This is a genomic window from Sulfurimonas sp. HSL3-7, from assembly GCF_039645985.1.
GTDB lineage: Bacteria > Campylobacterota > Campylobacteria > Campylobacterales > Sulfurimonadaceae > Sulfonitrofixus > Sulfonitrofixus jiaomeiensis.
This window is the reverse complement of the sequence record NZ_CP147919.1, coordinates 596,665-613,045: the sequence shown is the minus strand read 5'-3', so window position 1 is coordinate 613,045 and position 16,381 is coordinate 596,665. Positions and strand designations below refer to the sequence as shown.

The window sequence follows — 16,381 nt, the reverse complement described above, 5'->3', positions numbered from 1 at the left end:
CTAATTTGCCCCATTTTTCCCCTCAATCTTTTCTATCATCCTTTTTGCGGTACTGTTTTCAGGGTCCAGGCTCAACACTTTTTTGTATTCGCTCAAGGCTATGTCCCTCATCTTTGCCCTGTAATATGACCTCGCGTAATCCAGACGTATTTCAATGTCGGAAGGATTCTGCTCGAGCAGCTTCTTTAAAATTTCAATCGCTTTACCGTGCTGAGACAATGCCCTGTAGGTTTTTGCCAAAGCACGGAATGCATTTGCATCTTCCGGTTCCAAAGCCACGGCCTTCTCAAGCGCTTCTCTCGAACGCTCATACTCTTTTTGGCGGTAGTAGACTAAACCGACATTGAACCACGCCGTAAAATAGCTGCTGTCTTTCTCTATGATCTCTTCATAGATCGCCTGTGCCTTGTCGTACGCCTTTAATTTTGTATAGCAGACCGCAAGATCAAGCTTGACCTGAGACGAATCAGGAATATATTCAAGCACTTTCAAATAGGTATCGACCGCTTTGGCATACTGCTTCTGCTCGGTAAAGAGCTGTGCAAGGTTGCGATATGCCTCAGGATAGTCGGGGCGCAGACGGATCGTCTCTTCAAAATAGTGTTGTGCCTTATTACGGTCTCCTTGTCCTAACGCCAAAAGACCGAGATTGTAATAGGCCTGCGGATCGCTGCTACTGAGTTTCAGAGCTCGCATATAGGCCTTTTTAGCCTCTTCAAAACGTTCCATCTTTGCATAGAGCAGCCCCAGGTTGTTCCAGAGTTCGACCGAGCCCTCTTTTTTTATCGCCAGCATCTTGTTGTACGCCTCCAGCGAAGCATCGTAGCTGCCCTGAAGATAGTAGAGTTGACCCAGTAAAAAGTAGGCTCTTGTATTGGAGGGGTCAACCGTCAGTATCTTCTCCAGGCTTGCGATTGCTTCGCTCTCTTTTTTCAATGCCATCAGAAGTTCTATCACCTCAAATTGAAGTGCTACATTATCCGGCTCGTGCAGCAGCCCTTCCTGCAGGCTTCTTAAAGCCCGTGATTCTTTATTTTGTGCCAGATAGACATTGGCCATGGCACGATAGACGTCAATATTGTCAGCTTCGAGAGCGGCCAGCCGCTCCAGCTGTTCCAGCCGGCTCTTGTACCCCTCTTCATCTTCCGGATACTGCAGATCGATCAGGGCCAGACGCGAAGCAACATGATTAGGTTTCAGCCGGATCGCCGCTGTAAAAGCGGCTTCCGCCTCCTCTCTTTTCGGCTCAGAGAGTTTGGTATAGCTTTTACCGAGCATGTAAAGCGCTTTGACCTTTATATCACCGCTGCTCAATTCGACTGTTCTCTCAAACTCATCTATAGCAGACATGTAATCGTTCTGTTTATAGTAAAGAAGGCCCAGGTTGAAATGACTCTTTGCATGGGCATCTACGGTGCGGATCACCTCTTTGTAATCCGAAGCGGCCTTGTCGAACTCTTCCAGCGCACTGTATGCGATGGCCCTGTTGTAACGGGCACGGTAATAGCGTCTGTTAAACTTGAGGGCATTGGTAAACGAGACGACTGCCTTGTTGTATTTCTCCTCTTTCAGGTAGAGCATGCCCAGCCAGTTGTGGATCTGTGCAGAAGGCTCTTTCGCCAAAATACGGAAATAGATACTTTCCGCTTCTGCCAGCATTCCCTTCTTTATCAATGCTTCGGCTTTCAGGATACGAGCGTCGTCACTGAAGTCCACTTCCATGACGTTGTTCATCCCGTTTCTCGAAGCCTCCTCCGTAGAGGTCTCCGCCGTGATATGGATATGGTGCGCCTGCTCGGCGTCCTGCCCTGCACGGTACTGGACAAAGAGCAGTATAAAGAATATCCCACTTAAGAGCAGAATGACGGGAATGACACTTTCAGTAATCTTCTGAACAGTCCTGTTTCTCATATACTTTTCCCGGCATCGATTGTACAGAGAAGCTCGCGCATCCCTTCCCCGCAGATATTCTGGATCTCTATCCCCGGCCGTGCATTCACTTCCAAAATAACCGGGCCGCTCTCGCTGAGTGCGATGTCTATACCCAGGTAACCAAGCGGAATGGCCTTGGCAGCCGCTTCACTCAATCGCAGAAGCGCATCCCAGGAGGGGATTGTCACACCCAAGAGCGCAATACCGGTGTCAGGATGGTGTGTAATATTTTCGCCATGCACCTGGGCAGAAAATGTCTTGCCGCTCTCAAGGTCAATCGCGACGCCGACGCCCCCCTGGTGCAGATTGGCCCGTCCATCAGAGGCAATCGTCGCAATGCGGAGCATCGCTTTGATATTGCTCCCTTTGTAGTTGATCACCCTGATGTCCGCCAGGCCCTGCGGACTCAATTCGGAGATCAGGCTGTTCTGAACGACCCGTTCTTCAATGATCGCGGTGTCGTTAAGCCCGAAAGAGTAGACGCCGAAGATGATATCGGCAATATGTTTTTTTAGATCGGCAAAGGTATAGGTCTTGCCGCTGACTGAGAGCCAGTCACCCTCCTGATAGTCGCTGATCACGACGATACCGCTGCCCCCGCTGCCCGAAGAGGGTTTGATGACAAAACTCTTCAGCCGGCGCAACTTCTCTTCCATCTCTGTCAGCTCATAAAAATAGCTGACGGAAAGAAATGTCTCAGGAACACTCAGTTCAGCAGCCTCCAGGGTCTTTTTCGTCAGCAGCTTGTTATTTGCGAATTCAAAATATTTTCGCGGATTGCTGGGATAGACATACCCCAGATTGCGCCTGTTCATCCCCAATACACTGTCTGCTTTTTTTATGTCCGTTTTAAGGGCAGTGTACAATCGTTTTAGGTTCATCATGATTTTGCCTTGAAGATTAGTTTACGGAAACGGATAAACTCCGAAAGGCGCATCCCGACCCATTTACCCAGCCAGAGATTCAGCACGATCAGAAAGAAGAGCAGTTCCGGAAAAGCGATAAAGAGACTCTGCATGAAAAGCGAACTCATTACCGCATAGGCAGCCGTGATCACAACAGCCGTAAAAAATGAGATACGCAGGGCTTTCAGAAACCCTTGCTCCTCCTGAATGATCGCAAAACGTTCCGCCGTGATTGCCAGAATGGCGATCGGAAATAACGAGACGTGGGCCAGATCCAGGTAAGAGGTTTGGACGGCTACCATCGTCGTCAGCAGCATCGAGATGACGACGACGGTGAGCATGATCGCCATCTTCGGCGAGTGAAGCAGCTGCAGGTAATCGAGAAATCTTCGAATCATGGCTGAGACCATAATGATCGCCAAAAATGCGATTAGACCCCACATCAGACCGGTTTCTCGCGCTGCTGTCGCAATCAACGCCGGCAGGAAAGTACCAAAGGTCTCAATGCCGATGACGTTTCTGAAAATGACAATGACCAGAGCACCGAGCGGAATCATCAAAATGATCTTGAGCAGGTTTTGCGAGATACCGATGCTTTCAAAGATCTTGTACATATTGTAGGCATTGAGCGGTGAAGCGTACATCGCCTCTTTCATCTCTTTTCTCGGCACCAGTTTTTTGGTGATGTGGAACATGTACTGAAAGTTGATATTGGTCGTATGCTTAAAAAGCACCTTATCGCCGTAGTAAAGTCTGAGGTAGTTCTTGGGGATCTCCGCAAAATAGTTGTTGATCGTATCGAACGGTATCCAGTGGCCGCGGACATAGACCTCAACCCACTGGTGCGAGGTCTTTTTACTCCCCTGATTCAGAATCAGCCCCCCGACAAGACGAGAGGGCAGCCCCAACTTGCGCGTCAATGCGACAAAGAGCCGGCTTTTGCCGTTACAGCTGGCCTCTTTAAGTTTCAGGGCGGTCAAAGCATCGGTAAAACCCGAAAAGTTTCGGGTCTGAAACTCGTTTTGAAGATAGTGGTGAATAGTCCGCAGTGCTTCATAGGTGTCAGGCTTCTGCTCGCCGAAAAGTTCATGAAGCGTCTGCTCGATCAGAGGATCATTCACCTGGATGCCCTCTTGCGGTGCGAGATAAGGCTGAAGATAATCGGGCAGTTTCTCCGAAATAGGGACATCTCTATCAATGTCGTAGATGACATGTTCTGCCTCTACAAAGTAGTTGTAACGGATGATATGCGTACCCGAAACGGCAGGTGCCTGCCAGGAAGCGATGCGGTTGAGTCCATCAACAGTGATCTGCGTCGTGAAGATATCCGGCGCACTTCTCTCATCGGAAATATTCTGATGCGCAGTACCGATTGGCAGATAGGTCGAGATGGACATTTTATCGCCGTGACCGCTGACCTGCATGTTCACCTCCACATCGTAACCCACCGTCGGTATCAGATCGGCAAGCTCATACTCAAGCACGAAGAGTTTGTACCCCATCAAAGAAAAGGTCGCAAAAAGGAGTATAAAGAGTGTAAATCGGTAGATATAACTTGGGGTTTTCACGCCTGAACGCATCTAAAACAACCTTATGTTTTGTAAAACAGCAATTATAACCTGTTTGGGTCATATTTTTGTAGGGGCAGATCTAAAAGATACTTTGCAAAAGGTCCGTAAAAATCGCCAAATAGATCACAATTATCTGAAGCAAAACAATCAGCCAGAACAGCACCTGAAAACTGCGTTTTGTCGTCTTGTGCCAAAAAAGCTGCTGCGCAGCAACAGCCGCGGGTGTCGCACCCAAAAGTGCCAAAAGCTGAAGCAGGCTTTCGGGCACCCGCAGCCATGATCCCTTTGCTGCCAGTTTATCGAGGGCATACATACTGAAGCCCACGATGTTGACACTGAAAAGGTACGCCCACAGTACGACAAAGTGCAGACGGTAACGAAAGAGGAAAAAAAGAAGGCCGAACGTCACAATGCCGATCAAGGCATATCGGATAAAAGCTCTGTTTATGACGCACTCTCCATTTTAAAGCGGCATTCACCGACCGTGATGACCTTGCCGTTTGCCCCCGCCTCTTTGATATAGGCGAGCGTGCCTTTGGCATCACCCATCTCCATTTCATCGTCGATAAGACGGATCGCCTCTTCATCCGAGATCTTTGTCCAGGACTTTTCATAGATGAATTGTGTCATCAGCTGTTTTTGGTTATTTTTTTTCATAGATGAATGATATAATAATTTCAATCAATATTACTAGGTCAATCATGCAAAAGAAGTTGCTCAAGGACCTCAGGATTCTCTATGTCGAAGACGAAGAAGATGTCCGACGGAATGCAGTCGAATATCTCAATCGCATCGCAAAAGAGGTACTGGAGGCCAAAGACGGCAAAGAGGCCATTGCCATCTGGCGTGACAAAAAGCCCGACATCATCATCACCGATATCAACATGCCGAAGCTAAACGGTCTTGATATGACACGGTATATACGCTCAAAAGATCAGGATGTCCAGATCATCATCGCAACGGCCTACACCGATACAGACTATCTGATGAATGCGGTCGAGCTTAATCTTGTCAAATACCTGGTCAAGCCGATTACCAAAGAGAAGCTGCTGGATGCACTGAGCCAATCAGTAGAGAAGATCCGGGATATAAGCAAGTTCTCCCTTGCACTCTCGGAATCCTGCAGCTATAACGCCTACTCTCAGTTTATAGAGTGCGATGATGAACAGATCAAGCTGACCAAAAACGAGATCCTCTTTATGGACCTGCTTGCCCACCACCATAACCGTACGCTCACCTACCAGGAGATCGAAGATGCCATCTGGCCCTATGAAGGGATGAGTCAGGACGCCATCCGTTCACTTGTAAGAGGTTTGCGCAAAAAAGTCCCGGAAGGGACCATTAAAAACATTTCCGGCGTAGGGTACAAACTCAATATCCATGAGGCCTAACAACCTTTTTCATGTATGCTTGCCCATTTAAACTGGCTACTGCGTTATACCCGATCCATAAGTGTAAATTCAATACACTCCCATACAAAAACCGGAAGGAACTGGAAATGAAACGAATCTTTCTTGTGTCGTTACTGCTGCTCACCCTCTTCACCGTCGGACTTCATGCCGATGCCATTTTGAACATCAATCAGCCTGTCAGAACACTGAAGGTAAACAGCGAGCAGATGAAGTCCGCCATTATCAACGCTGCACGGGAACTGCAGTGGCAAGTCACGCCCGAGGGCGAGGGACGGTTGACGGCTCGTTATGAAAAGTCCGACTATATGGCCAAGATCACGATCAACTATGCCCCGACCTTTTATACGATCAACTACGCCGACTCAAAACGAATGCGTTACGACGGCAAAACCATCCACCCGACCTACAACAGACTGATCAAAGCGCTGCAGACGAACATTGTCCGCAATCTTAAATCAGGTAACTTTGCCACACAGACACACCCTGCCGCAGAGCAAAAAGCTGAAAGTAAACCGGCCGGAGAGGAAGAGGAGCTCCGCACCAAACTCCTCAAGATCAAGAGACTCCACGAAGAGGGGCTGATCACCACAGAAGAGTATGATGCAAAGCGAAAATCTTTAATTATGTCCTATTAATAAAAAGAGTAAAATATAATTAATTTCAACTAAAGGAATTAAAAATGAATATATGTAAAAAACTGGCACTGTCGTTTTTACTGGCAGCACCGATGGTTGCAAGTGCGGCAGGCATGGGTGTCTATGTTCCGATCAGTGTCGCCAACAGCTCTTCTGTAACCAACGACTCTAACGGTGATGTCGATACAGACTATAGCCCATCTGCAGGTTTTGGTGTCGCTTTTGACAGCAATATAGGCAAGGACAGGCTCTTCAACTACCGCCTGGGTCTGGAATATATGAATGCGAAGATAGATACGACCGACAGCCGCTATGAAGAAGATTTTGCCCGATTTAACATCGTTAATACCTTTGGATTCGGTGTGCTGCGCACCAAAGTAGTCAGACTCTGGGTAGGTCCGAGAGTCAACATCGCATGGAACTGGCGTACCGATGATCCTTATGATTATACCGAAGCGGCTTTTGAACTGGGTATCGCGCCGGCGGTCGGTGTCAATGTCAACCTCGGCCCTGTCGTATCGCTCGGCGCCGATCTTGACTACCGTTTCGCCTATGTCGCGGGGGCTTGGGAAAATGACCTAGATGACGACACTTACGACGGTAGCGTGAACGGTTTGACTGCCCGTTTCTACGTCCTCTTCCGTTTCGGCGAGACCTTCGATCGACCTGCACCTCAATCCGCTGTCGACAGCAGCCTTTGACAAAAAGAGTGGCTCTCAGGCCGCTTTCCGGTTCTCACCGGCACTTCTCCTTAAAACGTCGTCTAACTCTTCTATGGTGATTTGACTGCAATACAAGTATGCTGAAAACAGCTATAATACGCCTACAAATATAACAGGAACTTCCATATGAATCTCTCCAGGGCATCTGCAATAGAACCGTTCAATAGAGTGCTGTTCTCATTTTTGCTGTTCACTCCGATACTTCTAAAAGCGGCGGGAATGGGTGTCAGCGTACCCGTCACCATTACAGAGACCGAACGCCTCAACTACAGCAATGTCAACCTCAGCGATGCCACCTATCATTATGAACCGAGTGCGGGGCTTGGGTTCGTCTTCGACTCCAACATCGGCCAAAACAGAGATTTCAGCTACCGTTTGAACTTCGAGTACACCCTGAGCAAACTTGAATCGAGCAACCGACTCTATTCGGAGCGTTTTTCCAAACATAAATACAACATTGTCAACACCTTCGCCTTCAGCGTCTACCATGCGAGATATGTCCGATTCTGGGTCGGGCCCCGCATCAATGTCCAGTTCGAACATATGTCAAGCTCCTCAAACATCAGAAGACAGAACAGCTACGGCATCGGTCTTGCCGCAGCGACGGGCGTCAATGTCATGCTTGGACGCACCGTCGCGTTGGCGGCCGATCTTGGTTACCACGGCTCCCTTCTTTTCGGAGGAGAGAGATACCGCGACTATGACGGCACTACGATAGAAGAGGAGACGCATTACAGTGTCTACGGCGGGACGAACAAAGGTCTTACGGCGCGGTTTTACCTGCTTTTTCGGTTCGGCGAACGCTACGAACAGAACGAAGAGGAATTTTCAGACCGCTCTGTGATCGACGACAGCCTGTAAAGAGTATTGACCACACCTTTTAACCGGAAAATGCACACAATGTAAATAGCTTCCCCAGCCCGGATTTATCCGGAATCCGCTGACAACATGACTAGAGTGTCAGATCCCTCATACAGCATAGTACATCGCTAAACATTTGTCGGCTTGTTGAGTCTAAGTTCAAAACAGACCCCTATATCAGTATTATAGACCCTGATCTTTCCGTTAAGATGTTCCTCAACAATCGTCTTTGACATATAGAGTCCCAGACCTGTTCCGCTTTTTGCCCCTTTCGTCGAGAAATAGGGCTCAAATATCTTATCCATTACGGTTTGATCGATGCCGCCGCCGTTATCACATATCTCGATGCAGACCGCTCGTTCATCTGCATCGACCAATATCTCTATCTTCGGTTCGCTCGGACAGCTCTCGGAAAGAGCATCTTTCGCATTGGTCAGTATATTCAGCAGTACCTGCATCAGTTCATTGCGGTAAACCAGTAAAGAGGTATCCTTTCTCACCTTAATCTCCAACGCGATCTTCTGCGATTCAAGACTTTTTTTGATCAATCCGATGGTATGGTCCACTATTTCGCTGATCTGCTCTTCGGTGCGCTCTTTGTCGGGTTTGAAAAAGTTTTTAAAATCATCGATCGTATGCGACATGTACTCGAGGATTTTTGTCCCCTCTTTGACCTTATCATCCATATACTGCGGTGTCAGCTCTTTGTATTCGTAGGCCGCTTCGATATTCATCAGAACATAGGAGATCTGGTTGAGCGGCTGGCGCCACTGATGGGCGATCATCGAGATCATATCGCCCATTGCCGCCATCTTCGACTGCTGGATCAACATCTTCTCTTTTTCCCTGTGGGCATGGACCTCCTCTCTGACCCGTTCCTGCAATGAGGCATTAAGTTCACGCAGCTGCAGTTCACGGCTTTCGAGTTCCGTCTTATAGTTGCGGATGATCGCGATAATGTGCCGTGAAACGATAAAAGTCAAGATCCCGACCAGCAGCGCAATAAAGACCGAAGCATAGGTAATAAACCGGATCTCCTCCTCGACCTCTTTATTCATTTTGACCTGCTGATCTTGTAGAACAGCGTTGAAAAAAGCCTTTCTGAACCCATAGACAATATGCCAGTCAAACGGTTTGAAATAGTGGACATAGATAAGGGCATTCTCCTGCGGCAGTTCAACCCAGCCGTTCTCCTCTTTCAGACGCTGCTGCATCTTCACCAGAAGGGCTGAAGAGAGCTCTTTTTCATCTTTTTCTGAGATGTAGACCGGCTGTTTATCCTCAAAAAGTGCGATATAACCCGCTCTCCCCTTCGGTGCCGTTTGGAGCAGGTGGAGAAGTTCCGTTTTTTTCTCTTCCATCGCATGATCAAGATGGATGCCGCTGCCGAAGAACCAGTTAAAATGTTTAAAATCAATCACTTTGATCATCTGCAGCGACGAACCTTCGGTGAAACGGGTTTTGAGGTACCCCTCCCCGTACTTCCGTGCGATCTGTATCTCTTCAAGGATAATCGCCCTGCCGTCGGCATCGGTATGGGCCAGCAGGTTTTGCATCTTCAACTCTTGGCTGCCGGAGAGGATATTGTTGCCTTCATAGTCGGTGATCCAGACATAGTTTTTCTTACCGTACCACTGCATACTGCTCAAAGCATCGATTATACGCTCTTTGATCGCTTCGTCGGAGAGTCTGCCCTGATATTTGTTATAGATAAAGAGTGCCGTCTTATGCGCCAGTGCCAATCGGTCGTCCAGCTCTTTTTTGACGCTCTCTTCCAAATGCTCGAAATTGTCGTTTGCAAGGATGCTGATATCTTTGACCAGGGCTTCACCCTGACGCTGTTCGCCGGCGACATACTCGTTCAGATAGCGCTCGGCGTTCTCTTTAAAATAGTAACTGAGTTTTTCGATGTAAAACGAGGTGATGACCACCGTCAAGATGGCCAAAGAGGCCAGCGGGGTAATAATAATCAGACGCAGCGTCCACCGCTCGCGAAAAGCCTTAAGATTCATCCCCGTCTCCTACCAGCTGCAGCTTCTTCTTCGGTTTGAGGCCAAGCTGTTTTATCGACTCCACACGGCGAAGAAGATTGCCTTTGCCGGTACTGAGCTTGTTGAGCGCTTTCTCGTAGCTCTCATTTGTCTTGGCGATCTGATCGCCTATTTTGGTCAGATCTTCAACAAAGGCGGCAAACTTGTCGTAAAGCGCTTCGGCCTGTCTTGCGATCTCCTGGGCGTTCTGCTCCTGACGCTCCGTACGCCATATATGTTCTATCGTCCTGAGCGTCACCAGCAGGGTCGAAGGGCTGACAATCATAATGTTCGCCTCATAGGCACGGCTGAAAAACGTACTGTCCTGTTCAAGGGCTAAAAGAAAGGCCCCCTCGATGGGCATAAAAAGCAGTATGAAGTCCAGTGTCCTGACCCCGTCGAGCTTTTCATACCGCTTTTCGCTCAGCCCTTTGATATGCGCATTGATGGAGTTCAGGTGCTGTTTGAGTGCATGTTCCCTCTCTTGAGGCGTTTCGGCACTCATAAACCGCTCATAGGCCACCAGAGACACCTTCGAATCGATGACAATATCTTTATTTTGCGGCAGGTGCACGATGACATCGGGACGCATCGTTTTGCCGCCGCCATCTTTGAAACTCCCCTGCGTCACATACTCGAAACCTTTGCGAAGACCGGACTCTTCGAGGATACGTTCCAGAACGATCTCGCCCCAGTTGCCCTGGGTCTTGTTCTCCCCCTTGAGCGCACTGGTGAGGTTCTGCGCATCCTGGGTGATCTGTTCATTCAGCTCGCGCAGACGCGAAAGCTCTTTGTGCAAAACGGCGCGTTCGGAGTTCTCTTTGACAAAACGTTCCTCTGTCTGTTTGGAGAAATGGCTGATCTGCTCTCTGAAAGGTTTCAAAAGCAGTTGCAGCCGCTCCTGCGAACTCTCTTCAAAGCGTTTTGTCTTGTTCTCAAAGATCTCGTTCGCCAAGTGGTTGAACTGCTGCTTGAGCGTCTCCTTGGCCTCATCCAAAAGCTTGATCTTCTCATTGTGGGCTGACGTTGCATCATCAAAGCGGGTATGCAGGATCGCATAGTCGCGTTCAAGCGTGTTTTTCTCATCGGCAAGCGCCTGCAGCTGGACCTGCAGTGCTTTTTGTTCTGCCGTTCGTCCATTGAGGTCGTTTTCCAGAGCCGATACACGCTCATCTCTCTCTTGTAAAAGAAGTTCCAGCGCCTTGGTTCTAAGATAGCTTCGGAGATAAAGAGTCAGAAAAACAGCGACGGAAACAGTAAGAATTGTGAGTGATACATATAAAAACAGAGCTGGCATAAAAGTCCTTAAGTATGTCCTATATTATAGCAATCACACAGAAGATTGTCATTAAATATAGCAAATCCTCTTATAATAACAATAATTTCGCTATAATTCCGCAACTTAAACTTTTAATCTTCTTTTCGACAAGAATTTAGAGCTATCCATATGGTCAGAGTTTAAAAATCAATTGGACGCCTCTTCAAGCTATTTTCCCCGACGATTTAATTTATCATATTTGGTAAAAAATAGTTTGTAAAGGTGTCCTATACAAAGAGATACAATGAGTAACGAAACAACAGAAAAAACAATCGCAGAGACCCTGCCCGTAGACGAGACGTTCGAGCAGTTCGGCCTTAAAAAAGAGATTCTGCGTGCGATCGGTTATGCCGGTTTCAAAACACCGAGTCCTATCCAAAAAATGGCGATCCCAATTGTTTTGAGTGGCCGTGATGTTGTAGCACAGGCACAGACAGGTACAGGTAAAACAGCTGCCTTTGGTCTTCCGGTCCTTAACAACATGAACGGTAACAACGGTGTCGAAGCACTGATCATCACACCGACACGCGAACTTGCCAACCAGGTAAGTGACGAGCTTTTCAAATACGGCAAGCAGCTGGGTATTCGTACCGTAACCGTCTACGGCGGCAGCTCTTACGGCCGTCAGATCGGTCTGATCGAGCGCGGCGCACAGGTCGTCATCGCGACACCGGGCCGTCTTAAAGATATCCTCGCCCGTGACATGTTGAAAGACTTCGCCCCATCGACTGTTATTCTGGACGAAGCGGACGAGATGCTTGACATGGGCTTCCTTGACGACATCAATGAGATCTTCTCATACCTTCCAAGTGACCGTCAGACACTTCTTTTCTCGGCGACTATGCCGCCTCCGATCAAGAAACTTGCAGAGCGTATTCTGGTCAACCCTGAGTTCATCACGATCACGCGTTCTGAGACAACAAACGTTGATATTGAGCAGAAGTACTATGTTATTGACGAAAATGAGCGTGATGATGCCATTATCCGTCTTCTTGATGCGGAAGAGACAACCAAATGTGTTGTCTTCTGTCGTACCAAAAAAGAGGTCGATCGTGTTGCTGAAGTCCTTATGGGTGTCGGGTACAGTGCCAAAGGTCTTCACGGCGACATGGAACAGCGTCAGCGTGAGGCTGTCATCAAAGGTCTGAAAACAGGTCAATATGACATCCTTGTAGCAACCGATGTTGCTGCCCGCGGTATCCATATTGATGATGTCAGCCACGTTTTCAACTACCATATCCCGTTTGACTCCGAGTCTTATGTCCACCGTATCGGCCGTACAGGCCGTGCCGGTCAGAAAGGTATGGCAATCACACTGCTTACCCCGCGTGAGTTCAAAGAGCTTCAGCGCATCAAAACAAAAGTCGGTACGACAATGGAACACGCGTATGTCCCATCAAAATCATCGATCAAAAAAGCCAACTTCTCTTCTATCGTCGAGTCGATCGAGAAACATAAAGTCTTTGACGAAGCGCACCAGATCCTTGATGCACTTCGCGAGGACATCGATGATGAGCAGATCATCTACAAGCTTATCTCTATGATCATGGACCGTCAGGAAGTCAAAGGGCCGAACGAGATCGGTATCAACCGTGAACGTCTTGAGAAGATCCTGGCCAACCTTGAGCGCAGTCACGGCAGTAACCGTGGCGGTAGCGGTGGCTACCGTGGAAATCGCGGCCGCAGCGGCGGCGGCTACCGCGGTAACCGTGATCGCAACAGCGGTGGCGGCGGCTACCGTGGTAACCGCGACAGAAACAGAGACTAAGTCTCAATCCCTCTGGAGAGAGGCAACTCTCTCACTCCCCTTTAAACAATCAATTTTTTTATACTTTTTTTGCATATCTTTTGATAGCGAACCTGTCACTTTTTACGATGTGACATTTTCAGAGAAGCATCCCTTCTGCAACGGTACCCTTGTTTTGTGTCACCCTGCATTGCACTTTAGTGCTTTATTCTTTTGCTTCCACAAAGAAAAAACTGACGGAAAAAAGAAAGGTCAAAGTGAAACTGCCTGGACTTTTATTTTTTTTTGCTCTGTTCATTTTTGGCCTTCATCGAGTAAATCTGATTCTTTTTCCAAAATATCAATGAAGAAAATCTTTCCGAATTGCAAAAAGCCTAAGCTTTACATCTCAATCACTCTTTTAGCGCTTGGCACTTTCCCAACTCGTCAGTTGTAAAGAAGCAGCTATGCAACCGTAGCATACGCCTTTTGCAGGGTACCGTAGAGTACTTTTGGCGTCAAGGCGTCATTCTCTTCCCAGAGTTCCTGCATAACAACATTGTCCTCTTTGCCGTTCCAGACCTTGATGTAGGTCCCCTCTTTATAGCCGTGATCCTGACGGAACTGGTTGAGGACGTTCTTGCCGACATAGAGGCGGTAAAGGTCTTGAAGGTTGAGTTTGCACATCAAAGTGAGCTCGAAAAAGTCTTCGAAGAGCTTGGCACTGTCAAAACCTTTGCGGTCAACCGCATTGCAGATGATATCTTCGACTTTTTCCATAATGACATGCGGTTCGGCAAACAGCAGTTCGCCGTTTTCTTCCAAAGCTTTATAACCCGGCATCTGGGATACAGTCATTGCCAGGTCCTCGATGGTCCCGCGGAAGTTCTGTGAATAGTCTTCGAGTCCCAGGCTCATGATGAAGTGCCATACATCAACCACTTCTATCTGCAGGTTTGCCCAGTCCGGCTCCTGGTTGATCGCTTTCCAGTGTTTCCAGGCAAAAGAGTCCACTATCTCGCAACACTCCATATAGATACAGCGTTTCCAATTGATGATCTTGCCGTTCTTTGTCTTGCCAGCCTCCCATCCTTCGCCGTTGGTCGCATCATTCAGCTCTTGTTGCAACAGCAACATCTCTAAGACTTTTTCCACATTACTTCCTTCATAATTTGTCTCTTTCTACACATCTGACAGCTGGTCAAATCTGTAAAAAAAGCGGCCCATATTTTACTCTAACTCTCTAGAATCGGCCCTTTGCCAATAGAGCTTTTTACCAAAACCCAGGCGGTTGTCCGTCAATTTTATCTCCGCCAGTTCAATCTGCCATAACTGCGGCTTCATCACCCGGGCATAAGGGAACTTTTTAAAATAGAGGCTCCCCTCTTCCTGGCTGATGGCACGCATGATACCCTTGAACTGGATCCCCTCTATTTTACCTACAATATCCGTTTCCAAGGCCACCGTACCGGAAACCTTATCATTGACCAGAACATTTCGGATATGCTCCGTTTTCCTGTCGGATGCAACAACAAACCCTACATTTTCAACGTCGTACGCATAAAAAAGACTCGCTGACTGCGGACAGTTTCCTGCAACAGTAGCAAGGGAGAGAAGATGATGTTTGGCAAGAAAGGCTTCAATCTTCTCAAGCGTCTTTGGCATCAATCATCTCTATATATTTGGCAATCGTATCGGCCTCGCTCATCGCATTGTAGTTGAAGGGAATCACCTCCATGCCGCCGTAAGCGCCAAGCACCGCGCCGACGATCATACCGCGGGCCGCCGAATCGCCGCCGGCGAGGACATTGGCCTCCATCGCCTCCTGAAAATCGCTGAAACGCATCAGCAGGTAGATGACGGCCGCAAAACCGCCCTCGACACTGCACGACTGTCCGAGTGTTTTGATGGCTTCGGTACTCTCCTTCTCCGCCATTTCGACCCCCAGATCGACCCAGTGCTGCACCTGATCGGAGTAGGCCAGTGCGATCTCTTCGATCGCACGGCCGATCTCGGCACCCAGGCTGACCGCCATGATGAGTTCGTTGAAATACGCGGCACTCTCCACGACTTCCCTTGTCATATGCGTGAAAATGGTGTGCAGCTTGACACACTCCATCATCTTTTCCATATCGTTATGATAGGCATAGATCAGCGGCATCATCCGTCCGACCACGCTCAGATCACGCGAGTTGGAACCGCAGGCAAGCGAACTTTTCCCGGTCTCAAGCGCTGCCATCGTCTCTTTTGAGGCTTTGTCGACATAGCCTCCGTACACTTTCATCTTCGCCTTCCATGTGCTGGCAAAGTCGTGCATGTTAAACGTTTCGTCCGTCGCCAGGGCCTCAAGCAGCCAAAACATCTGATCGCCGTAATGGGTGAAATCGCCGGCCGCCTTGCCGACATGGTAATCCGTCAGCGGGTCGTTGAACTGCTTGGTGTCAAACTCCGATTGACTGATCTGGTGGGTGTCGTAGAGCCAGTGCCCCCCCAGAGCGTAGGCATCACCGTAAAAGGCACCCCAGAGTGCCGCCCGAAGTCTATTCTTCATCTAAATACTCCTCAATCATCGCGGTCATTTCCGCCGCCGCTGCCGTCGCCCTCTCCTGGAGAAAGTGCTCGAAATACGCATCTATCATCTTATCAAAATTTCCATAAGCCGTGATGTGTTCTTCGCGTTTTGGATTGACCAGAATGGAGTGGTAAAATTCCCCGGCCAAGGAGGCAATGTCGATCACCCGCCCGCTGGTCCCGATGGCAACAAAAAGACCGCAATCGTCCACCGCTTCATAGATGTGACGGTACTCCGGAGCACTCTCGCCAAACATCACGACGTTGTGGCGCACATCCGCAGAACCGCAGTAGGGACAGCGTTCCTCCTCTTTCTGGGCACGGTAGCCGATATCGAAGAGCCGGTGGCACGACTCGCAGCGAAGGTCGCGCAGGGTGCCGTGCAGATGGATCACCTCTTTGCATCCCGCCCTCTCCAGCATGTCATCGACGTTCTGCGTCAGGTTCCAGACCCGGCCCGGATATTTTCTCTCCAGCTCCGCCAGGGCGAAGTGGGCAGCGTTGGGCTCTTTCTTCGCAAGCTCCCTGCGGCGGGCGTTGTAGAAGTCGGTCACCAGTTTTCTGTTTTGCTGCCACCCCTGCGTAGAGCAGACCTCCATCACGTCATACCTCTCCCACAGCCCGTCACTGTCGCGAAAGGTGCTGATGTCGCTCTCTGCGCTCAGACCCGCCCCACTGAGGATCATCACTTTCCGCAT

Annotated in this window: 17 protein-coding genes; 6 read left to right on the top strand and 11 right to left on the bottom strand. The window is 48.9% G+C overall.

The window, feature by feature from the left end:
* From WCY20_RS03125 to WCY20_RS03105, 5 genes are all read right to left on the bottom strand, one after another.
* On the bottom strand, positions 1–1,911 hold the full coding sequence (locus WCY20_RS03125) for a tetratricopeptide repeat protein (RefSeq protein WP_345976904.1): 1,911 nt from the start codon (positions 1,909–1,911) through the stop codon (positions 1–3).
* Positions 1,908–2,816, bottom strand: a complete 909-nt coding sequence (locus tag WCY20_RS03120) for a sugar-transfer associated ATP-grasp domain-containing protein (protein WP_345976902.1) — start codon at positions 2,814–2,816, stop codon at positions 1,908–1,910. The genes WCY20_RS03125 and WCY20_RS03120 overlap by 4 nt, the downstream gene beginning before the upstream one ends.
* Positions 2,813–4,417 carry a 7TM domain-containing protein gene (locus WCY20_RS03115; protein ID WP_345976900.1) on the bottom strand — a complete coding sequence of 535 codons (1,605 nt, stop codon included), beginning with the start codon at positions 4,415–4,417 and terminating at the stop codon, positions 2,813–2,815. Before WCY20_RS03115 ends, WCY20_RS03120 begins: the two co-directional genes overlap by 4 nt.
* 70 nt (positions 4,418–4,487) lie before the next feature.
* The gene (locus tag WCY20_RS03110) at positions 4,488–4,829 is read right to left on the bottom strand and encodes a DUF1294 domain-containing protein (RefSeq protein ID WP_345976898.1); all 342 of its coding nucleotides are present in this window, start codon (positions 4,827–4,829) and stop codon (positions 4,488–4,490) included.
* Between the two features lie 23 nt (positions 4,830–4,852).
* Positions 4,853–5,065: a hypothetical protein gene (locus WCY20_RS03105; protein ID WP_345976897.1), complete on the bottom strand. Its 213-nt coding sequence runs from the start codon at positions 5,063–5,065 to the stop codon at positions 4,853–4,855.
* A gap of 44 nt (positions 5,066–5,109) precedes the next feature.
* Between WCY20_RS03105 and WCY20_RS03100 the strand changes: the two genes are divergently transcribed.
* From WCY20_RS03100 to WCY20_RS03085, 4 genes are all read left to right on the top strand, one after another.
* Positions 5,110–5,799 (top strand): response regulator, encoded by a 690-nt coding sequence (locus tag WCY20_RS03100; protein WP_345976895.1) that lies wholly within the window; start codon positions 5,110–5,112, stop codon positions 5,797–5,799.
* Between the two features lie 107 nt (positions 5,800–5,906).
* The gene (locus WCY20_RS03095) at positions 5,907–6,455 is read left to right on the top strand and encodes a hypothetical protein (RefSeq protein ID WP_345976893.1); all 549 of its coding nucleotides are present in this window, start codon (positions 5,907–5,909) and stop codon (positions 6,453–6,455) included.
* 44 nt (positions 6,456–6,499) lie between these two features.
* Entirely contained in the window at positions 6,500–7,156 is a 657-nt protein-coding gene (locus WCY20_RS03090) for a hypothetical protein (protein ID WP_345976892.1), read from the top strand.
* A gap of 147 nt (positions 7,157–7,303) precedes the next feature.
* Positions 7,304–8,038, top strand: a complete 735-nt coding sequence (locus tag WCY20_RS03085; RefSeq protein WP_345976890.1) for a hypothetical protein — start codon at positions 7,304–7,306, stop codon at positions 8,036–8,038.
* A 128-nt stretch (positions 8,039–8,166) separates the two neighbouring features.
* Here WCY20_RS03085 and WCY20_RS03080 read toward each other — a convergent pair whose 3' ends face one another.
* Positions 8,167–10,050, bottom strand: a complete 1,884-nt coding sequence (locus tag WCY20_RS03080; protein WP_345976888.1) for a cache domain-containing protein — start codon at positions 10,048–10,050, stop codon at positions 8,167–8,169.
* The gene (rmuC, locus tag WCY20_RS03075; protein WP_345976887.1) at positions 10,040–11,365 is read right to left on the bottom strand and encodes a DNA recombination protein RmuC; all 1,326 of its coding nucleotides are present in this window, start codon (positions 11,363–11,365) and stop codon (positions 10,040–10,042) included. The genes WCY20_RS03080 and rmuC overlap by 11 nt, the downstream gene beginning before the upstream one ends.
* Before the next feature lie 265 nt (positions 11,366–11,630).
* Between rmuC and WCY20_RS03070 the strand changes: the two genes are divergently transcribed.
* Positions 11,631–13,154, top strand: a complete 1,524-nt coding sequence (locus WCY20_RS03070; protein ID WP_345976886.1) for a DEAD/DEAH box helicase — start codon at positions 11,631–11,633, stop codon at positions 13,152–13,154.
* A complete protein-coding gene (locus WCY20_RS03065; protein WP_345976885.1) occupies positions 13,096–13,569 on the top strand; it encodes a hypothetical protein in 474 nt (157 codons plus the stop codon). The genes WCY20_RS03070 and WCY20_RS03065 overlap by 59 nt, the downstream gene beginning before the upstream one ends.
* An 8-nt stretch (positions 13,570–13,577) precedes the next feature.
* Here WCY20_RS03065 and WCY20_RS03060 read toward each other — a convergent pair whose 3' ends face one another.
* The 4 genes from WCY20_RS03060 to WCY20_RS03045 form a co-directional block, all read right to left on the bottom strand.
* Positions 13,578–14,267 carry a dUTP diphosphatase gene (locus WCY20_RS03060; RefSeq protein WP_345976883.1) on the bottom strand — a complete coding sequence of 230 codons (690 nt, stop codon included), beginning with the start codon at positions 14,265–14,267 and terminating at the stop codon, positions 13,578–13,580.
* 75 nt (positions 14,268–14,342) lie between these two features.
* Entirely contained in the window at positions 14,343–14,777 is a 435-nt protein-coding gene (locus WCY20_RS03055) for a pyridoxamine 5'-phosphate oxidase family protein (RefSeq protein ID WP_345976881.1), read from the bottom strand.
* On the bottom strand, positions 14,761–15,663 hold the full coding sequence (locus tag WCY20_RS03050) for an ADP-ribosylglycohydrolase family protein (RefSeq protein WP_345976879.1): 903 nt from the start codon (positions 15,661–15,663) through the stop codon (positions 14,761–14,763). Before WCY20_RS03050 ends, WCY20_RS03055 begins: the two co-directional genes overlap by 17 nt.
* The gene (locus WCY20_RS03045) at positions 15,653–16,369 is read right to left on the bottom strand and encodes a Sir2 family NAD-dependent protein deacetylase (RefSeq protein ID WP_345978210.1); all 717 of its coding nucleotides are present in this window, start codon (positions 16,367–16,369) and stop codon (positions 15,653–15,655) included. The genes WCY20_RS03050 and WCY20_RS03045 overlap by 11 nt, the downstream gene beginning before the upstream one ends.
* Between the last annotated feature and the right edge of the window lie 12 nt (positions 16,370–16,381).